The sequence below is a fragment of the Vibrio sp. KUL80 genome, from assembly GCF_059725495.1.
In genome coordinates this window covers 2,071,534-2,089,624 of record NZ_AP045841.1, presented here as the reverse complement: position 1 = coordinate 2,089,624, position 18,091 = coordinate 2,071,534, and the positions used below count along the sequence as shown (strand labels likewise).

19 protein-coding genes and 1 pseudogene are annotated in these 18,091 nt (G+C 46.2%); 9 read left to right on the top strand and 11 right to left on the bottom strand.

All coding sequences use genetic code 11. The features are described from left to right. The first annotated feature begins 1 nt into the window (after position 1). The 6 genes from fabG to AC6I8U_RS09605 all read left to right on the top strand — a co-directional run bounded on the left by fabG (position 2) and on the right by AC6I8U_RS09605 (position 4,395). Positions 2-727 carry a 3-oxoacyl-ACP reductase FabG gene (gene fabG / locus AC6I8U_RS09630; protein WP_498016695.1) on the top strand — a complete coding sequence of 242 codons (726 nt, stop codon included), beginning with the start codon at positions 2-4 and terminating at the stop codon, positions 725-727. Then, positions 727-1,953, top strand: a complete 1,227-nt coding sequence (locus AC6I8U_RS09625) for a beta-ketoacyl-ACP synthase (protein ID WP_498016694.1) — start codon at positions 727-729, stop codon at positions 1,951-1,953. Before fabG ends, AC6I8U_RS09625 begins: the two co-directional genes overlap by 1 nt. Positions 1,954-2,036: 83 nt before the next feature. Next, positions 2,037-2,984, top strand: coding sequence for an esterase/lipase family protein (locus AC6I8U_RS09620; RefSeq protein WP_498016693.1), 948 nt, complete (start codon positions 2,037-2,039; stop codon positions 2,982-2,984). 16 nt (positions 2,985-3,000) lie between these two features. Then, complete coding sequence (locus tag AC6I8U_RS09615) at positions 3,001-3,393, top strand: hypothetical protein (RefSeq protein ID WP_446579311.1); 393 nt, start codon at positions 3,001-3,003, stop codon at positions 3,391-3,393. Positions 3,394-3,409: 16 nt separating this feature from the next. Further along, a complete protein-coding gene (locus AC6I8U_RS09610; RefSeq protein ID WP_446579312.1) occupies positions 3,410-3,850 on the top strand; it encodes an excinuclease in 441 nt (146 codons plus the stop codon). Between the two features lie 77 nt (positions 3,851-3,927). Then, a complete protein-coding gene (locus tag AC6I8U_RS09605) occupies positions 3,928-4,395 on the top strand; it encodes an Sbal_3080 family lipoprotein (RefSeq protein WP_498016692.1) in 468 nt (155 codons plus the stop codon). A 177-nt stretch (positions 4,396-4,572) separates the two neighbouring features. Here AC6I8U_RS09605 and AC6I8U_RS09600 read toward each other — a convergent pair. The 10 genes and pseudogenes from AC6I8U_RS09600 to radD all read right to left on the bottom strand — a co-directional run bounded on the left by AC6I8U_RS09600 (position 4,573) and on the right by radD (position 13,708). Then, a pseudogene (locus tag AC6I8U_RS09600) lies at positions 4,573-5,443 on the bottom strand (IS5 family transposase). 61 nt (positions 5,444-5,504) lie between these two features. After that, positions 5,505-5,804, bottom strand: a complete 300-nt coding sequence (locus AC6I8U_RS09595; RefSeq protein ID WP_498016691.1) for a hypothetical protein — start codon at positions 5,802-5,804, stop codon at positions 5,505-5,507. A 372-nt stretch (positions 5,805-6,176) separates the two neighbouring features. Next, on the bottom strand, positions 6,177-7,049 hold the full coding sequence (locus AC6I8U_RS09590; protein ID WP_498016690.1) for a hypothetical protein: 873 nt from the start codon (positions 7,047-7,049) through the stop codon (positions 6,177-6,179). A 28-nt stretch (positions 7,050-7,077) separates the two neighbouring features. Beyond that, entirely contained in the window at positions 7,078-8,346 is a 1,269-nt protein-coding gene (locus AC6I8U_RS09585; protein ID WP_498016689.1) for a site-specific integrase, read from the bottom strand. Positions 8,347-8,362: 16 nt separating this feature from the next. After that, positions 8,363-8,551: a hypothetical protein gene (locus AC6I8U_RS09580; RefSeq protein WP_038230201.1), complete on the bottom strand. Its 189-nt coding sequence runs from the start codon at positions 8,549-8,551 to the stop codon at positions 8,363-8,365. Between the two features lie 458 nt (positions 8,552-9,009). Beyond that, a complete protein-coding gene (rplY, locus tag AC6I8U_RS09575; RefSeq protein WP_042475403.1) occupies positions 9,010-9,288 on the bottom strand; it encodes a 50S ribosomal protein L25 in 279 nt (92 codons plus the stop codon). 161 nt (positions 9,289-9,449) lie between these two features. Beyond that, a complete protein-coding gene (locus AC6I8U_RS09570; protein ID WP_498016688.1) occupies positions 9,450-10,817 on the bottom strand; it encodes an ATP-binding protein in 1,368 nt (455 codons plus the stop codon). Then, on the bottom strand, positions 10,810-11,466 hold the full coding sequence (locus AC6I8U_RS09565; RefSeq protein ID WP_128649432.1) for a response regulator transcription factor: 657 nt from the start codon (positions 11,464-11,466) through the stop codon (positions 10,810-10,812). Before AC6I8U_RS09565 ends, AC6I8U_RS09570 begins: the two co-directional genes overlap by 8 nt. A 25-nt stretch (positions 11,467-11,491) precedes the next feature. Continuing rightward, the gene (locus AC6I8U_RS09560; protein WP_394152062.1) at positions 11,492-11,899 is read right to left on the bottom strand and encodes a PepSY domain-containing protein; all 408 of its coding nucleotides are present in this window, start codon (positions 11,897-11,899) and stop codon (positions 11,492-11,494) included. Between the two features lie 72 nt (positions 11,900-11,971). Next, positions 11,972-13,708, bottom strand: coding sequence for a DNA repair helicase RadD (gene radD, locus AC6I8U_RS09555; protein WP_498016687.1), 1,737 nt, complete (start codon positions 13,706-13,708; stop codon positions 11,972-11,974). Positions 13,709-13,778: 70 nt separating this feature from the next. Between radD and rsuA the strand changes: the two genes are divergently transcribed. From rsuA to AC6I8U_RS09540, 3 genes are all read left to right on the top strand, one after another. Next, a complete protein-coding gene (gene rsuA / locus AC6I8U_RS09550; RefSeq protein ID WP_498016686.1) occupies positions 13,779-14,477 on the top strand; it encodes a 16S rRNA pseudouridine(516) synthase RsuA in 699 nt (232 codons plus the stop codon). A 216-nt stretch (positions 14,478-14,693) separates the two neighbouring features. Further along, positions 14,694-15,899 carry a Bcr/CflA family multidrug efflux MFS transporter gene (locus tag AC6I8U_RS09545; protein ID WP_498016685.1) on the top strand — a complete coding sequence of 402 codons (1,206 nt, stop codon included), beginning with the start codon at positions 14,694-14,696 and terminating at the stop codon, positions 15,897-15,899. Beyond that, positions 15,899-16,552, top strand: coding sequence for a DUF2913 family protein (locus AC6I8U_RS09540; protein ID WP_498016684.1), 654 nt, complete (start codon positions 15,899-15,901; stop codon positions 16,550-16,552). The genes AC6I8U_RS09545 and AC6I8U_RS09540 overlap by 1 nt, the downstream gene beginning before the upstream one ends. A 74-nt stretch (positions 16,553-16,626) precedes the next feature. Here the strand turns inward: AC6I8U_RS09540 and AC6I8U_RS09535 are convergent, their stop codons facing one another. Beyond that, the gene (locus AC6I8U_RS09535; protein WP_498016683.1) at positions 16,627-18,051 is read right to left on the bottom strand and encodes a DUF2867 domain-containing protein; all 1,425 of its coding nucleotides are present in this window, start codon (positions 18,049-18,051) and stop codon (positions 16,627-16,629) included. Between the last annotated feature and the right edge of the window lie 40 nt (positions 18,052-18,091).

Sequence of the window (18,091 nt, the reverse complement as noted above, 5' to 3'; positions counted from 1 at the left end):
AATGAAAAATGTGCTAGTAACGGGCGCCAGTAAAGGCATCGGACAAGCGATTGCGGTAAAGCTGGCAGAAGAGGGCTATTGCGTCACGGTCCACTATGGCCGAGATCGTGCCGGAGCCGAGCAGACAGCGCAAATGATCGAGGCGTCGGGTGGTCACTGCCGACTGGTTCAGTTTGATATCAGTGACAGAGAAGCCTGCAAGCAGGAGATTGAATCACAAATAGAACAATATGGGGGCTATTACGGTGTTGTTAACAATGCCGGGATGTCGAGAGACAATGCGTTCCCATCGATGACCAGTGACGAGTGGCAAGGGGTGGTACATACCAACCTAGATGGGTTTTACAACGTGATCCACCCATTGATTATGCCGATGATCGCCTTGAAGCAGGGCCGTATCATCACGCTTTCATCACTTAGTGGTCAGATTGGCAATAGAGGGCAGGTAAACTATTCAGCGGCAAAGGCGGGGATTATTGGCGCAACCAAAGCATTGGCGCTCGAACTCAGTAATAAACGTCGTCAAATCACCGTCAACTGTATCGCACCTGGCCTCATTGATACCGGCATGGTAGAGCCTCACGTCGTTGATCGTGTTATGCCTCAAATACCGGTTCAACGAATGGGCAAGCCCGAGGAAGTGGCTGAGCTGGCAGCATTTTTAATGTCAGACAAAGCGGCATACATTAATCGTCAGGTTATCGGAGTCAACGGAGGGCTTTACTAATGACAAATAGAGTAGTGGTAACGGGTATGGCTGGGGTCACCGCACTAGGTGAGACCCTCGATACCGTTTGGTCAAACCTGCAACAGTACAAAAATGCGGTAGTGACGATGGATGAATGGGACAAATATGATGGATTACAAACCCGTCTTGCTGCACCGATTCAAAGCTTCGAGTTGCCAAAGCATTACACCAGAAAGAAAATTCGCTCAATGGGGAGAGTATCACTACTTTCCACCAGAGCATCGGAGTATGCACTGCAACAGTCGGGTCTTCTCGATGAGTCAGCGCTGACAGACGGCTCAACGGGTATCGCTTTCGGCTCGTCTACTGGCAGTACCGGACCAGTGTCCGCTTTTGCTACCATGTTACTCGATCACAGCACCCGTAATATCAATGCCAATACCTATGTGGCGATGATGCCGCACACTACTGCAGTAAACACCGGGCTGTTCTTTGGATTGCGTGGGCGCGTTATTCCGACATCATCGGCATGCACGTCCGGCTCTCAAGGAATTGGCTATGCCTATGAGGCGATAAAGCACGGCATACAAAAGGCGATGGTAGCGGGGGGAGCGGAAGAGCTCTGCCCGACTGAAGCGGCGGTATTTGATACCTTGTTCGCGACCAGTCAATACAACTCACAACCAGAGTTAAGCCCTCGTCCGTATGATAGCGACCGCGACGGCTTGGTGATTGGTGAGGGTGCCGGCGCTTTAGTGCTAGAAGAATATCAACATGCTATGGCTCGCGGTGCGAAGCCCATTGCTGAGTTGGTTGGCTTTGCCTCGAACTGTGATGCGGCTCATGTGACTCAACCGCGCGCCGAAACGATGCAGATTTGTATGGAAATGGCGCTGCAAGACGCCAACCTAACCGCTGATCAAATTGGCTACGTCAATGGTCATGGCACCGCAACAGAATTAGGCGATATTGCCGAAACCCAAGCAACCTATAATGTGTTTGGTTCACGTATGCCTATTTCAAGCTTGAAAAGCTACTTTGGTCACACATTAGGAGCATGTGGTGCAATTGAGGCTTGGCTTACTATTAATATGATGCGTGAGAAATGGTTTGCCCCGACGCTAAATTTGCAATCAATAGATAACAGATGTGGTGACTTAGATTACATTAAAGATAAGGGTCGTCAGATATCATGTGAGTACGTGATGACCAATAATTTTGCTTTTGGTGGTATTAATACGTCAATGATATTCAAAATGATATAAACAGCGAACAGAGCAGCCGCTAACTAACAGTGAATACTGCGGCTGCAACAACGCATGTGTTGAATCTCGCCATGGAGGGCGCGATGGATAGTTTCAAATATTGGCTTGCTTTCTTATCTTTAATATTTTCAATAAACGCTACTGCGGAAGATGTTTCTGCTATGGTCGACTTAACTACGTTATTTCCAGAACATTCAGTTAAGCGCTGCGACAACTCGAAACAGCCGCTGTATATCAATAGAGAGAAGCCTTTAGTGCTTATCGTGCACGGTTGTTTTGCTTCGGCAGGGCAATTTAAGGCGCTTGCAGGTGTATATGAGCACTTAGACCAACAGGTTGCTTGCTTTGAATATGATGACCGAGATAGTCTCGAGCGGGTTTCAGGTGAACTAGCGCAAAGTATCAATAAACTGAGCTCAGTTGTTGGTAACGAAAAATTGACTATTATTGGGCATAGCCAAGGTGGTCTAATTTCTCGCCGGGCGGTGATGGCATATCGTCAGGATGGAAAAACCGTTACTCATTCTAATTTAGAGTTAGTTACCGTGTCCGCCCCTTTTAATGGTATTGAAGCATCATCACACTGTGGTATTAAATGGTTACGGATAGCAACGCTTGGAATTATAGATGGTATTTGCTATTTAGTAACAGGTGAAAAATATCTACAGATTCCGCCGCAAACAGACTTTATTAATTTCCCCGGTGACTTGGTACCGGAGGTTTCTCGACATTTAATAATAAAAACTGACGAATATGGCACTTGTCGTTTAAATAGTTCATCAGGCGAATGCACGCAAGATGACTATGTTTTCTCACTTTATGAGCAGAGTCAATTATCAGTTGATAACATGAGGCGAAGTGAGTCTACTACGGTTGCCGCAGGGCATGCGGAAATTGTTGGTAATGAAGTCGAGGTACCATGGAAACTTATCGAAACGCTACAACAGTTTGAAGTAATGGCCCGCCCAAACCAAGGGGAATTGCAGCAATTTTCTGTTGTGGTGCAAAAGATTTATAACAACTACTTGTAATAAAAAAGAGGTAACAATGAAAATCATGAACCTAGTAAAACTGCTACTACTGTCGCTGATTGCTTTTGCCCCAATGGCACATGCTGCAAAAGTAATTCCCGTTACGGGACAACCATTACATTCATCATTCAGTTTCGATGAGGCGAAATCGCTTTTTGCGAAAGCTGGTGCAAAGCGTGGTTGGGTCGTGAAGCAAGCTGACGATGAGAACAAGCTCATTGCCGATATTTGGGTAAGAAAACACTATGTTTCTGTTTTTATTACTCTCCACAAAGATACTTATGATATCGATTATCGTGATAGCGAGAATATGAAGTACAAACCCGATGGCACGATCCACAGAAAATATAACGGCTGGGTGAAAAACCTAAACAGCGATATTCAACGCACGTTGCTAGCTGCAAACTGATTGAAAAGGGATAAGAATGAAGAATAAAATTACAACGATAGTGGCGATAGCAAGCGCCCTTTTATGCAGCTCTGCAATGGCTAGGGATGATGTCGGCAGTTATGAAATAAAGAATGCGCTGAGTTCTCCAGATGCAATAGCAAAACTGGGTGGCAGTGTGAAGTTTTACTTTGGTGACCAGGACTACGGTAAGGTGGCGCATGATTTTGGCACCTTTAAAACCAACAAGAAAACCAATGCACTTAACAAATCAGATAAAGAGGCTTGTGAGTGGGTATTTTTATCAGCCATGATTACGTTGCAAGAACGCGCGCTCAAAGAAGGTGCAAATGCGGTTGTAGATATTAAGTCGAACTACAAGAATAACCTAACATCAAGCAGAGAAACGTTTCAATGTGGTGCTGGCACTTTTGTCGCTGGTGTTGCATTAACAGGTAAAGTGGTCTCACTAAAATAGGAAAGCTTTTTAACGTATAAAAACTTTAGGGGAGCGAAAGGCTTCCCCTTATTTAATACATAAAGAGAGAATGATTTATGAAACGGAACTGCCTAATATTCGCGTTCACCATTTTGTTAACTGCGTGTTCTGCGCCAAGATACAGTGTCGTTCCAATCGATCCGACTGAACAGAGTGATAAGGTTACGATAATTAGAGATGATGCAACGCGAGACATCTTTTTAGATTCAATGCAGGAGTGGTGTATGGATACCGCACATAAATGCAAAGTCGTGAGTGATGGAACACCACCAGATGAGAATGAATTAACCTTAAGTTACGTGTCGCGTTGGAGCTGGGACTTTAAGACATTTATCGCAGACGCTAAAGTGAAAGCTTACAGGGATAATACAAAGGTAGGTGAGGTCGAGTTTTTAGCACCAAATAATACTAACCCTAGCAAATGGGGTAACGATAGTAAGCGCATTACGACGATGTTAGATTTGCTCTTTGGCCTTGAATCAGTAGCTGGTGCTCAAGAGAAGATAGCGTCAGGAGAGATGTAGCTATTAATATTGAAGGGAGTGGGAGCCTGGTTTAATGAATCATGTTCAAACCATTGCGTATCCCAAGTGGTTGTTTTACTAATAAAGTGCTACAAAATCTTGCGGGTTTAGGTATGCTGGAAGGCTTTGTTGTCGAATTTAGCGAAAGAGTGAATGCTAGCTAAATAGTTCGTTTTTTTAAACAACATACTGATTTGCTGGCATACCTATCCTAGTTAGCTTGTTGAGTAGTTTGATCATGGCGTAAGCCTCAACAGTTTGTCCGTTATAATTTCGAAGCGTGAGTGAAGCGCCTAGTCGTTGTTTTACGAGATACATTGCGGTCTCCGACAATGACTGCTTGTGGTAACCATACTTCTTCCTCCACTTTTTGTTCGAGCCATAGAGCTTTCGACAGCCCATTGCCAAATTACGCGGATGAGCTTTTCCCCAGAAAGCTGTCCCCTCACGTGCAGGGACAAGAGGTGTCGCTTTCGTGATCCTAATCGCTCTGTGAGACTCTTTGGTATCGTATGCTCCATCTCCTCGAGATTTCTTTGATGGTTCGGCGTGTTTGCTTGAGTAGGTTGGGAAGTACTTCCGCATCAGTCACACCCAATAGCGTCAGCTCAGCAGCGATAATTTCAATGTGTATCTGTATCAACCGCTAGATGGAGCTTACGCCAGACTCGACGCTTGCCATCAGTTCCATGCTTTTTTACTTTTCATTCTCCCTCACCGTATACCTTGAGCCCAGTTGCATCGATGGCCAGGTGTTGGATGGTACCTCGTGTTGAGGCTTTGAAATCAACCTCACCCCCATAGCTCGGCGGCTTATACAGGTATAGTGCGGACAAACCAATGGCACGTTAGCCAATCTAAAAACTGAGTCGATAAAGCCTTGTAGTGCCCTCAAAGGTATGGAATAAATGCGTTTAACCATGAGAGCCGTCGTGATAGCGAGATCACTAAACAGTCTTGGTCTGCCACGTCTGTCCTGTTTAGGTTGTTTCCACTCAGCTATGGCCTCCACGTCAATCCAGAACGTGAGTGAACCCCTGTTGATCAAGGAGTTATTGTACTTGCGTCAGTTGGTGGTTTTGTAACGAGGCTTCGGCATGAAATCAAAGTCAGTGAATGAGTTTCCCTGAACTGAGCGTGAGATTCTGATTTAGTTCACTCGATTTGTGCAACAAAGCCTCCTTGGAACCAAATTTTTCAGACAAGGCAGCAAAATTTAGTGGTGGATAAAAGCTATGATGTAATTCATCGAGAAGATGCCAGACATGTTCCGCTCTTTCTTTTAATTCATCTAAGCTCAGTTGCTTATCGCTGAATCCGCTTTTACAAGGTAAACCAATGAGTGTTGAAAGCTCAGTTCTGGATAAGCGAGTTCTATCAAATGCCTGTGAGAAGGCTTCAGCGTCCAACTTTTCACCAGAAAAATGAATAAAAGTGTCTTTCCAACAGAAAAAAGCAATAACTTCCCAGAAACCTTCTTGGGCAGCAATTACCTCTAGTTCATCAAAAATTTCTTGCTAAGTTCTCATAGTGTTCCGTGATGTGTGTAGGTACTTATACTCAATTTAACACATACTGAAGCATGGCAATTAGAAGATGACCCTGTTTTTCATTAGTTATTTTTATCAATAGCCACGGTATTACGGCAATGATACAAACTCGTTTCTGTCCATAAACGTGCTAGCGAGAGCTACGTCAAATCTCGCTAGGATGTTCGACGAATGCGAATTTATGGAACATCAATTAACGCTGATGCAGCTGCGCCCGACCCCGTGCCAGTTCTACCCAAATCGCTTCAGTGGCGTTCTAGAACGCAAAAACCTAGTGACCTTTCCATTATCACGCACGACTTTAAACCAGAACCGGCTAGGCATCCCCTCAAACTTTCTAACACAGTCGTCGTCGCAGGCAGAGTCCTTATCTGCATTGCGAACGATGCTTACGATAGGGCTACTCACATTTCTAACGCTCGCGCTTGTCGCCCAGCAAGCCTCTAGAATGTCAAGCCAGCTTGGTTCCCACTTGTAGAGTGCGCTTATTGCTTCCGCAAGTATCACCATGGTTTTTTCTTCATGGCTATTTGGCACGTATTTAAGCTCGTTTGTACAAGCAGCATGGAAGCACTTGCCAATATCGTGAAAAAGGGCGCCGATGATACCTACTTGTACTTCCTCGTCAGACTTATTGAGCGCTGAGAGGCGATCGAACGTAAGCTGGGTTACCTCTACCGAATGTGCTAACAGTCCATGTGGACATGAGTGATGATTGCCCATACTAGCAGGGATGGTGATGAATGCTTCCAACAAGCCTTCGTCATGCTGCAGTTTTTCTACGAAGGGTGTTAAGGCTGGGTGGTTCACCTTTTCTACAAACCTGTTCAGCTTGAGAAAGTCATCGATGAAGGTGGCATTTAGGCTAGCCATTCTATTTTTGTAGCCTTCTGGCAGTGGAATCCAAAGTGGGAGTATGTTTTCGGCAAAGGGTTTATGGGAGCGCCAATAGATATTATTCAAATAGACACTTCCGTGGCATTTTAAACTCGAGGTATTTGCTCCGAAGAAGCGAGTAGAGCTCGTATCACCTGCCAGTAAAATGTCAGCAAAAGGAACGGTTCCTGTTCCAACGTTTACGACAATACCAATTGAATATGACATGTCTTTCTCCTCAATTTTATTTTCTGCTCTATCTATAGGGAGCAGGCACACGAACTTCACAATTATTTTCCCAAATATCGAGTGGTTCGACCTCTACCCAGGTTAATTCAGCCGGTTTTGTGTAGATTTCGGTTGTCTTAGTATTGCTGTGAGCCATTCGTGCGCTTGGGTTGTAGCCGCGTCGTTCAAACTCTCTAGCGGACAAACCGCGTATCTCGTGAAAAGTCGGGCGTTCGGCTTTTGGTAGGTTAGCTTTTACACCTACTTCATCGCGAACGCGACTGAACGCCTTGCTTAAGTACTGGCTATCCAGTTGAAAAGGGTGATCGTTGCCTTTCGCCGTTCCTCTTTGTGATTGGCGCGGACGTCGTCTAACTGCGTAGGGGCAAACAAGGCGATCGGTTTTTGCTAGTTCTATGGTTTCATAAATGCCTCGAGTCACAGGGATGGCGACTCGAGAGCTGTCATGGTTTCTGGACTTTTGTCTGTGGATGTAGAGCGTGCCATACACTTCGACACCATTGATGTGCATTGGTTGGCGTTTGTCGTTCCAAACAATGCCACACACGCCTTCTTTAGGGCGAGGGATGGTGTGTTTGATTCTGGTGATTTCTTTCACCGCATGAGTCGTTTCAAAAGCAAGTCTCATTGCTACTTTAAGAAACGTAGGGGCGGCGTCATGAATCGCCATGAAGTCTTCCATTGTTAATGGCTGACGTGTCTTCTTGCCTTCGCTGCGTGTGATTTTTCGGTTCTTTTTGTTGCGCATGAAGTTATCCAAGATGTAGGTCTTATCCGCGAGATAGCTCGCTAACTTCTTAATGTGAGCAAGAATGTTATTGAAGTTTTTAGCGCTGGTAGACTGGTAGTGTTCTTCAAGAAACTCATTGACCAGTTCGAGATTGAGGTTACGTGTCAGAACGCCGCCTAGTTCGCTTTCAAGCTTAACCATGGTGCTGCGGTACTTCTGTAAGTAACCATCGGAGAGCTCTTCTCGTACGACTTCTTTATCCACAATCTGGATGGCGTCGCTTAAAGGAACATTGAAGCGGCTCCCGGTTGGTTTCTTGGCGTGGCCGTCATCGCTTATTCGGTCAAAAATAGCTGATGTGTCGCGGTAACGGATGTTGTAGTTCGTCGCTTGCATCTTGGCGATATGGGGCGAGACACCAGGCGGGAGCGTGATACGAGTTTTATCGATGAGCTCCAACTGGAATCGGATTCGACCTTGCGCATCTCTGTAGCGATACAGATAGGGTGGAAGGTCTGAATTGCGCTCGGTGCGTCTGCGTCCCATATCGTCTTACCAAGGCTTATAGATCAGTGCGAGCGGTAAGAGAAAGGACGTACTCGTCGATGACCACCAGCCTTTTACCTGTAGGAGTCAGGACGAAGGTGAGCAATCCGCGATCGAGCCAGTTATAGACAGTGCGGATGCCAATCCCAGAGTCGGGATAGAACTCATCGAGAAATTGTTGGGGTTTTAAAGTCCGATATTTCATAAGCGCCTCCATTAGCAGCAAACATCTCGCTCTTATTGTGGCGACTAAAAAGTAGCGGAAAGCGGATTAAGCAGCCCAAATGACGTCCCTTAAAGAAAAAGGGCACTTTTTTTGAGTGTTGATATGTTGGCTAAATGGCTTTCGAGCTAGGCAATGTTTTGAATGGTTATTCACTTTTCTAGCCTGATGGTAGGGGCTGAAACCGGGGTTTACAACTACTGTATATTGTAATTATTTTGTAATTTTACTGATCGTGAAGGGGAGTGCGAAGAAGAGAGAAGGGTAAAAAGTCTTTATTAACCATAGGTTAAGAGGGTTTTGCTCCCTTTTAAAACGGTGAAACCCCGATGTTGGTAGCATCGGGGTTTCGAATTTTTTAAAATTCTTGGTTGGTAAGGCCGAGAATCTTTCTATGCATAAGGTTTGGATTAAATCCGATTAATTCCTTGGTAGGGGAATTAGATGCGGATGAAGTCCATGTGCTCAACTTTTGGCTTGAACGCGTGACGTTGAACGTCTTGTGGCTTAACCTTAACTTCTTCGCCAGCGATCACTAGAGTGATGCCTTCGTAGAATTCTGGCTTGTCCATTTGGTTTACGATGTCATCGTGGTTTAGAGCAACTGATACAGGTGCTGCTTCACCACCGTAAACGATTGCTGGGAATTGACCAGCGTGACGTAGGCGGCGGCTCGCACCCTTACCTAGTTCAGTACGTACTACTGCTTCGAATTTCATAGTTTTTACTCTCAAAATAGTAAAATTAACAAATACGTTTTGACATAGCGACCTAGTCAAAACTTTAATCGTTTTGAGTGATCGCAAAGATACTCTCAAAACGAGCGCGGATACTAACATTCATAGTGGGGCTCGGCAATAGCAAATTGCTTATAACTCTACTATTTTTCGCCCTTTGTACGCTTTAGCTTAAGAACTGCACGCAATCCGCCCATTTTGCTCTCGCCAAGCTCCAGTTGGCCACGATAACTGTGCGCCATTTCAGAGACAATGTTTAACCCGAGACCGGTGCCTGGGGTGCTTTCATCAAGGCGAACGCCGCGCTTGGTTACCTCACGGCATTGCTCTAATGGAATGCCCGGTCCGTCATCTTCGATAATGAGTTCTACCTCAGAGTCGTCGATATCGTTAGAGTGAACTCGGATTAAACTGTCACTCCATTTGTAGGCGTTCTCGAGTAGGTTACCGAGCATTTCGTCTAGGTCGGCTTTTTCTACGGCAACCTCAAGATCGGTATCAAGTTCGCTAATTAGAGCAATTTCACGCTCCGCATAGACTTTATCAAACGCGAGAGAAATGGCGTCGACACGCTCGCTGGGTGACGATTTTACCGCAAGGATGTTCATTGCACCTGCCATGCGTGCACGTCCCAAGTGATAGTCAATCTGAGCTTGGATTTGTGTTATTTGAGGTTGTAGCTTGGCCCTGTCTTCTTCTGATAAACTCTCGAGCTCGTTTTTGAGTACAGACAATGGCGTCTTTAGGGCATGAGATAGGTTACCCGCGTGGTGTCTGGCTCGCTCCAATAGCTCTTGGTAATGGAATAACAGAGCATTAAGATCTTTTACTAAAGGCGCAATTTCTTTTGGATACTGCTCGTCTAATGAATGCTGCTCTGCGGTTCGTAACCGTTTTAACTCCCGCTGCATTTTGCCTAGTGGTCTTAGAGACCAGCTGACCTGACCCACAATAAGGGCGAGTATACCCATCACCATAACGCCGAGAATGAGCCATAATTCTCCAGTGAGAGATTCAAGGGTATCGTCGATAGGGTCTTCATCTTGTCCAATAACAATCGTGACGCCGTCACTTACATCAGGTAAGAACAAAGTACGCTTGATGGCGATGAGCTTTTCATTGTTCGCACCAAAGTAGTGGGGGCGTTTGTCTTTACCTTTGGTTTGGAGTGTCTTATCCCACAAGGAGCGAGAACGCAAAGAGTCGCTCTTTGTGTTAACTTGCCAGTAAAGCCCACTGTAGGGTTGATTGAAGCGAGGATCAGATAAGCGAGTCGCCAGCACCAGTTGACCTTGGTCATCAACCTCTAAGTTAGCAGCGATTTCATCCATCGCATGCCCAAGTTGGATCTCGAGATCGCTGATTAAATAATCTCGCACTAGTCCTGGTATGGAGACACCCGCCGCTATGGTCATCGCTGATAACCAGAGGGTTGCAGCAAGGAGTAGGCGAGTCTTGAGGCTGAGCTTTTTGACGCCTTGGCGTAGTTTCTCTTTAGAAAGGTTAGGCATTCAACTGATACCCAAGGCCTCGAACGGTTTTGATAACGTTTGGGGCAATCTTTTTACGGATGCGTCCGATAAACACCTCTATGGTGTTGGAGTCGCGGTCAAAATCTTGCTTGTAGATATGCTCGACAAGCTCTGTACGCGAGATGACTTTGTCGGCATTATGCATAAAGTAAGCGACAACTTTGTATTCAAGCGCAGTAAGACTCACTGCATTGCCTTGCCACATCACTTTAGATGTGCGCGTGTCTAAACTAAGATCGCCAATCTGCATAAGGGGTGAAGCATTACCGGATGCGCGGCGCAACTGTGCGCGAATACGGGCAATGAGCTCAATCATTTCAAATGGTTTGGTTAGATAATCATCAGCACCAGCGTTAAGCCCTTCGACACGCTGTGTTAGGGTGTCGCGTGCACTGAGGATGACGACAGGTGTATTGATGCCTTCATCTCGAATGCCTTTTAGTACCGTAAGACCGTCGATCTTTGGCAGACCCAAATCGAGAACGATGGCATCCCACTCTTCAGAAGTCGCACGATAGAGGGCATCAATACCATCTTGAGCCAGTTCAGGCACCCAGCCGGCACTTTCAAGAGTTTCTAGAATTTGTTCGCCCAACCTAGGGTCATCTTCAACAACAAGAATTTTCATTATTTTTCTCTTTTTATTGGTGACGTTATTTCTTGATAACTCGTTGTAGATTATGGCCTTTGATCTCCATCATCTCCAGTGTTGCCGCGTTGTATTCGACCTTAATGATATCCTGGTCATGTAAAAGCTTTAGCTCGTAGATCCACTCATCATCGTCTTCTTCAAGTTCGACCTTGATGACTCGACCGTTAAGGTCGTTTTCAACTGTCGCAAACAGCTCAGAAAAAGGTTTAATAAGACCTTGCTGAACCGCTTCATAGACCTCGTCCTGATCTTCTTCAAACTCAATACGCGTATCACCCGTTTCAACATCTTGAACGAGTTCATGGCCGCTTGGGTTGTCAGAAAAAAAGTTTGCATGAGCAACCAGCGGTGTCGCTATTAAGGTAAAGATAGCAAGTGTGGCAAGAGCTTTATTCACTTGGTTAGGCATAGCAAGATCTCAGCATTATCGAACATGGTATTAATATAAAACGTGAAATATGAATCAAACCTGAACGGCTGTTTAGTTTAATTCATCATCAAATACTTTATCGCGCATTTTCCAAAAACGTCCGCTTTTACGGGCGATGACAAACGCTGGTAATCTGAATCTGTGCTGGTTGTTGACCACCTTGGTCGGCGATGTGGCATCAAACTCTCTATGTTTGTCGGCCAGATGAGGACGAACGAACTTAGACAGAAAGGTTTGTTTTTGCTTCTTCGTCGTCAAAGACCAAAACTCGCTGACTTGTGCATCGTTCTCACCAATATAGTTGACTCGAAGGCTGCTTTTACCCTTTTCGTCTTTGTGGACCTGTAGGTTCATGTCAACACATTCGAACACCAGAGCATCTTTGAGATTTAGGGCCTCTTTTAGCTTTTTATCTGGGTCAACCAAAGTTGCATCGCACTCGTGACAAATTCTCGCTGCAATGTCGTTGTCAGCCCCGCATTCATTACAGTACTTGGCTCTAAATCGGTAGTCGCAGTGCTCTCGTTCGCCGGTCTCTTCATCGGTAAAGTAGCCCTGACATTTGCGGCCAAAGTGCTCAATCAAAAAGCCGTTGGAATCGAGCTTACCCCAGAAGTCGTTGTTGAAGCCGCAGGCAGGGCAGGGAATCGTGATGATTTCTGAGTCTGAATCTGGCTTTGGATTTCCGACTTCGGGTTGGTAGAGATCATACGTGTTGCCCGCATAATCAAGTACCAGACACTCGGTCTTACCATCAGAAAGACGAAGGCCACGACCAACAATCTGTTGATACAGGCTGACCGACTCGGTTGGTCGAAGAATCGCGATTAAATCAACATGCGGCGCATCAAAGCCTGTGGTCAGTACCGATACGTTGACTAAAAACTTTATCTCTCGTTGTTTGAATCGATTGATGATGTCATCGCGTTCAGGTGTCGGCGTGTCACCGATGACGATCTGACTGGAATCTTCGGGTAGTAAAGAAAGGATTTCCTGAGCATGACGCACGGTTGCGGCGAAAATCATCACGCCTTGTTTATCTTCACTGTAGCGGATGATCTGCTCAACGATTTGTGGGGTCGCGCGTTTGGACTGCTCGATGACCAAGTCCATCTCCGATTCTTTGTATTTACCCATGCTGGTGGGTTTTAACTGCGAGAAGTCATAACTTAGCACTGGGGCATCGATCAATTTGGCGGGTGTTAGAAAACCTTCGTCGAGCAAATATTGAATAGGGAGCTCAAAAATACAGTCTTTAAAGAAGCGGGGCTCGTCGCTTCGAACCAAACCTTTGGTATGGTATTGATAGATCCAACCCACTCCGAGTCGGTAAGGCGTTGCAGTAAGCCCAAGGATCTTAATGCCAGGGTTAATCTCGCATAAGTGGCTTATTACCTTCTGGTAGCTGGAGCTTTTGGTTTCTGGTACGCGGTGACACTCATCAATCACTAATAGTGAAAACTGATTAGCAAACGCATCTAGGTTTCGGACCACAGACTGTACCGAAGCAAAGACAACCTGCTCAGAGGTTTCTTTGCGCCCGAGACCTGCTGAGAAAATGGAGCCTTTGAGACCGTATCCTTCGTATTTAGCGTGGTTTTGCTCAACGAGTTCTTTCACGTGGGCAAGTACTAATACTCTGCCACGAGCGAGACGCGCGAGTTCGGCAATGACCAAGCTTTTACCGGCTCCAGTTGGGAGCACGATAACGGCAGGTGTGTCATTTTTACGGAAATAATGGATAACGGCTTTAACGGAGTCGGCTTGATAAGGTCGAAGCGTGTACATACGGCTCAGTTTTACTCTACATTTTGAAAAACCCCTCTATAATACCCCACGAAATGAAAACGAGGTATTCATGCGTTTAGATAAGTTTTTGTGTGACGCGTTAGGCGCAACACGTAAAGAAGCCACAAAAATCATCAAATCTGGTGATGTGACCGTAGATGGTGTGATTCAAAAGAGTGGTGCATTTAAAGTTACTGAAGAGAGCAGTGTTGAGTGGCAGGATCGTGAGGTTCGCATGCAAGGCCCTCGCTACATAATGTTATTTAAGCCAGATGGCTTTGTTTGTTCTCATGAAGATGGCTTTAACCATACCGCTTTTATGTTGCTCGATGAAGTGAAGATGGAAAACCTTCACTTTGCCGGTCGATTAGATGTGGATACGACAGGTTTGGTTTTAATTACTGACGACGGCAAGTGGTCTCACAGAATCACTTCACCAAAACACAAGTGTGCGAAGACTTATCGAGTCTGGTTGGCAGACCCTGTTCAGCCAAACTACCAGCAAGCGTTTGAAGAGGGGATTGAGCTTAGAAATGAAAAAGCACCGACTCTTCCCGCGCAGCTTGAGATTATCGACGATAAAGAAGTCCTACTGACGATTCACGAGGGCAAATACCACCAAGTTAAGCGCATGTTTGCGGCACTTGGCAACAAGGTTGAAGGTTTGCACCGAGAGAGCGTTGGTGACATCGTTTTGGATGATATGCTAGAGCCTGGCGAGTATCGCTATCTCACTCAAGAAGAAATTGACTCAGTCTGGAAAAAGTAATACTAATAGTTTGATTTACAAAGTTTAGATTCACCCTGTGAATGCAATGGTCGCGAGCCTTCAATTTTATCAGCACTAACACCAATTCGGTTTTGCGCTGACAACCTTCCTATTCTCGCGACCCTTTTCACAACCATTCTCACTCAACGGGAAGTTGAGTAAAACATGAGCATAAAAGCAAGGAATGCGGCTCATCGACGTTTTGTTAGGAGCGATATGAGTTCTCAAACCACATCGCAGCCCAATACACCTCAACTTGGTTTGTTACTGTTTTTAGTGCTTGGCGCTATAGGTGCGTTGACGCCGCTGGCGATTGACATGTACCTCCCTGCGATGCCAACGATCGCGCAGGATATGGGTGTCACTGCTGGTGCTGTGCAGATCACGTTAACTGTGTATACCGCTGGGTTTGCTATTGGACAGCTTTTGCATGGTCCGCTTGCTGACAGTTTTGGTCGAAGACCAATCCTGTTATTTGGCGTATTCTTTTTTGGCGTTGCGTCGGCCGTCTGTGCGACGACAACCAGTATTGAGTCTTTGACGCTGGTCCGTACTGCACAAGGTTTTGCAGGTGCGGTGGCGGCGGTGATCATTCAGGCCGTCGTGCGTGATATGTTCGATAAAGAAGATTTCGCGCGCACTATGTCGTTCGTTACTCTTGTTATCACGCTGGCACCCTTGGTTGCGCCTATGATTGGCGGTCACCTAGCTGTTTGGTTTGGCTGGCGCTCGATTTTTTGGGTACTGACGGGCTTTTCGGTGGTGGTGATCGCTGCTGTGCTGTGGAAAATTCCGGAAACGCTGGCACCAGAAAACAGGCAACCGCTGCGTTTTCGAACGACCATCAAGAATTATTTACGCCTTTGTCAAAATCCGGTCGCAATGGGGCTTATTTTCTCGGGCGCGTTTTCGTTTGCCGGGATGTTTGCATTCCTAACCGCCGGGTCATTCGTCTATATTGATATCTATGGTGTATCACCTGATCAGTTTGGCTATCTGTTTGGCCTTAATATTGTGACTATGATTATCATGACGAGTATCAATGGTCGTCTGGTCAAGAAAGTCGGGCTGCATGGAATGCTGCGTTTTGGTATCGGTGTTCAGCTATTTGCTGGGATGGGACTTCTGGTGAGCGGTGTATTCGAACTTGGTATCTGGGGCATTGTGCCATTTGTGATGCTATTTGTCGGCACCCTGTCTACGATCGGCAGTAACGCTATGGGGTTATTACTAAGTGGTTATCCAACTATGGCGGGTACGGCATCGTCACTGGCTGGTACGTTACGATTTGGTACAGGCTCTGTTGTCGGGGCGATTGTTGCCTTTTTACCAGGTGGCACTGAGTGGCCAATGATTGCATTAATGGCAATTTGTTCGGTATTATCCGCCGCCTTGTATTGGACGTTGGGAAAGAAAGCATAATGTCTGCATATTATTCAGAAATTCAAATGGTCGTGAACTCAGCTTTAGAAGAGTTAGCGGCAGAGCACGCCTCAGGTAAGCTGATTAACTCGCCTGTAACGAACAATCACTTCCTTGTAAGGTGGGTGACTCGTGCCATTAAGACTCAACGTTTTGGTAAAGCGACCAGTGCCAACCTAGTTCAATGGCAAAAAACAGGACGTTCTAAAGGCAATGACTCCATGCTAGAGCCGACGTTTAAGCGCATCTCTGCTTACTATGCAGGCTTTTTTGGTGGCGACATTGCACCAATTACAGACGCAAAAATTGAGCAGTTCATTGACGATATGGAAGCGGCAGGTTGGGGTGTATGTACTTCAGAAGTGCTGACGGATGGCAGCAAAGTGCAGTTCTTTACCGATGGTGCTAACTCGTTTGCGGTATGCGCTAACCAATGTGACGACTGTTTTGAAGGCGAGAACCTTATTAAGCCTATGAGCTGGTTTATCCGCGGTAACCACGCAGAGTTTATTACCAAGGCGTATGAAGCGGGCTTTATGCTTCATAAAGTGACCGATTATAAGTCTAAGGTGAAGTACCACGGCGAGTACCTAGTATACCCATTGAATCAAGGTACGCAGCTTGCCGAGATCCCACTCTCTTTCAAGGCGTAGTAGACTGATTTAACGAGAAAAGCGTAGCTAAATGGCTACGCTTTTTCGTTTTGATAAGACGTAACTGGGAGGTACTATTTCGCCTTGCGAACAATCGCTCGCACCATACCTTTAAAGATAAACAGGTGAGCGGGCATCATGGCAAACCAATACAAAAGCCCCAAAAAGCCTTTAGGGTGCCACCAAGCGCTAATGTTGATTTCCCTCTTATCTCCGTGGTCGGTGATGGTGAACTCTAGTCGACCCAATCCCGGACCTTTCATCCCAAACAAGAGTGATAGGAAATAAGGCTGCTCGCAGCGAATGACTTTCCACGAGTCAATAAAATCTCCCACTTTAAGCTCAGGTCCCTCTGGAGAGCGCCTAACAGGTCTCCCTCCACCGAAGAAAATGTCTAGCCATTCTCGAGTACGCCACAGAATGTTTGCGAAGAAGTAACTGTCTTTAGGGTCGCCAATGGTTTTCACCACATCCCAAAGCTGCTCTGCGGTTTTGGAGGTGGTGAAGCTCGCCCCTGTTTTCTTAGGGTAGTATCCGTAGCCCGCTTGCCAACGACTGAGTGCCGCTGGCTCAAATCCCCATACATTGCTTCGGATAAACTTACCGTCTTGTTCGATACTGGTTTTGACAGCCTGCTCGTAGGAAATCAACGTCTGTGGGAAGCGCTGCCTAATTGCTGAAGAGTCTGCGATGAAATCGTGCTCTAACCCTGCGAGGAGTGCACGGCCAATATTGGATGGAACCGATGTGACGACGCCGAGCCAATAGGACGCAACCTTGGGTGTAAGAAGAGGCGTTGCCCATAATCGCAGTGGCTTGCCAATTTGTTTGCAGATAGTCGCAAACTGCTCTCGATAGGAGAGAGTATCAGGACCGCCAACTTCGTAGATTTCGGTAGTAGGGGACGTCTCTTTAGCGAGTTCAATGAGGTAATGGTTAAGATTTTCTAGTGCTATGGGGTTGGCTTTCGATTCCACCCATTTAGGCGCAATCAAAACAGGAAGGTTATAAACAAAGTCGCGCATTATTTCGTAGGCGGCTGAACCCGGGCCAATGATAACGCCTGCACGAAGCTCGGTGATGGGGACTTTACTGGTTCTAAGTAGCTTGCCTGTGGCTTTGCGCGCCGCTAAGTGCTCAGAGTTTCCTGTTTGTGGCTGAATCGCACTCAGATAAATCACGTGTTGGACGTTGCTTAGCTCCAAGGCGTCCCGAAAGTTTTGTGCCAGAGAGAGCTCGTAGTCGAGAAAATCATGTCCATGTGCCATGCCGTGGACAAGAAAAAATACGATGTCGAACTGAGGCACCAACGCAAGGGTGGCCTTTCGATCGGCAAGATCCAAATATTCGAATGTCAGTTGAGAGTGGGGGAGTACCCGCGCTTTTAGGTAATCAATCTGCCGTGCGGCTGCGGTGACTTGGTATCCTTGGTCTAATAGAATAGGGATTAATTGAGATCCGACGTAACCGGATGCTCCTAAGACTAAAACGCGCTTCATTTGTATCCCTCAAAAAACTATCTCTCTAAAACTTATCACA

Bases quoted from the DNA above. Each gene is read 5' to 3' on its own strand.
- fabG (WP_498016695.1), top strand. From the start codon at position 2: ATGAAAAATGTGCTAGTAACGGGCGCCAGTAAAGGCATCGGACAAGCG.
- AC6I8U_RS09625 (WP_498016694.1), top strand. From the start codon at position 727: ATGACAAATAGAGTAGTGGTAACGGGTATGGCTGGGGTCACCGCACTA.
- AC6I8U_RS09620 (WP_498016693.1), top strand. From the start codon at position 2,037: ATGGATAGTTTCAAATATTGGCTTGCTTTCTTATCTTTAATATTTTCA.
- AC6I8U_RS09615 (WP_446579311.1), top strand. From the start codon at position 3,001: ATGAAAATCATGAACCTAGTAAAACTGCTACTACTGTCGCTGATTGCT.
- AC6I8U_RS09610 (WP_446579312.1), top strand. From the start codon at position 3,410: ATGAAGAATAAAATTACAACGATAGTGGCGATAGCAAGCGCCCTTTTA.
- AC6I8U_RS09605 (WP_498016692.1), top strand. From the start codon at position 3,928: ATGAAACGGAACTGCCTAATATTCGCGTTCACCATTTTGTTAACTGCG.
- AC6I8U_RS09590 (WP_498016690.1), bottom strand. From the start codon at position 7,049: ATGTCATATTCAATTGGTATTGTCGTAAACGTTGGAACAGGAACCGTT.
- AC6I8U_RS09585 (WP_498016689.1), bottom strand. From the start codon at position 8,346: ATGGGACGCAGACGCACCGAGCGCAATTCAGACCTTCCACCCTATCTG.
- AC6I8U_RS09580 (WP_038230201.1), bottom strand. From the start codon at position 8,551: ATGAAATATCGGACTTTAAAACCCCAACAATTTCTCGATGAGTTCTAT.
- rplY (WP_042475403.1), bottom strand. From the start codon at position 9,288: ATGAAATTCGAAGCAGTAGTACGTACTGAACTAGGTAAGGGTGCGAGC.
- AC6I8U_RS09570 (WP_498016688.1), bottom strand. From the start codon at position 10,817: ATGCCTAACCTTTCTAAAGAGAAACTACGCCAAGGCGTCAAAAAGCTC.
- AC6I8U_RS09565 (WP_128649432.1), bottom strand. From the start codon at position 11,466: ATGAAAATTCTTGTTGTTGAAGATGACCCTAGGTTGGGCGAACAAATT.
- AC6I8U_RS09560 (WP_394152062.1), bottom strand. From the start codon at position 11,899: ATGCCTAACCAAGTGAATAAAGCTCTTGCCACACTTGCTATCTTTACC.
- radD (WP_498016687.1), bottom strand. From the start codon at position 13,708: ATGTACACGCTTCGACCTTATCAAGCCGACTCCGTTAAAGCCGTTATC.
- rsuA (WP_498016686.1), top strand. From the start codon at position 13,779: ATGCGTTTAGATAAGTTTTTGTGTGACGCGTTAGGCGCAACACGTAAA.
- AC6I8U_RS09545 (WP_498016685.1), top strand. From the start codon at position 14,694: ATGAGTTCTCAAACCACATCGCAGCCCAATACACCTCAACTTGGTTTG.
- AC6I8U_RS09540 (WP_498016684.1), top strand. From the start codon at position 15,899: ATGTCTGCATATTATTCAGAAATTCAAATGGTCGTGAACTCAGCTTTA.
- AC6I8U_RS09535 (WP_498016683.1), bottom strand. From the start codon at position 18,051: ATGAAGCGCGTTTTAGTCTTAGGAGCATCCGGTTACGTCGGATCTCAA.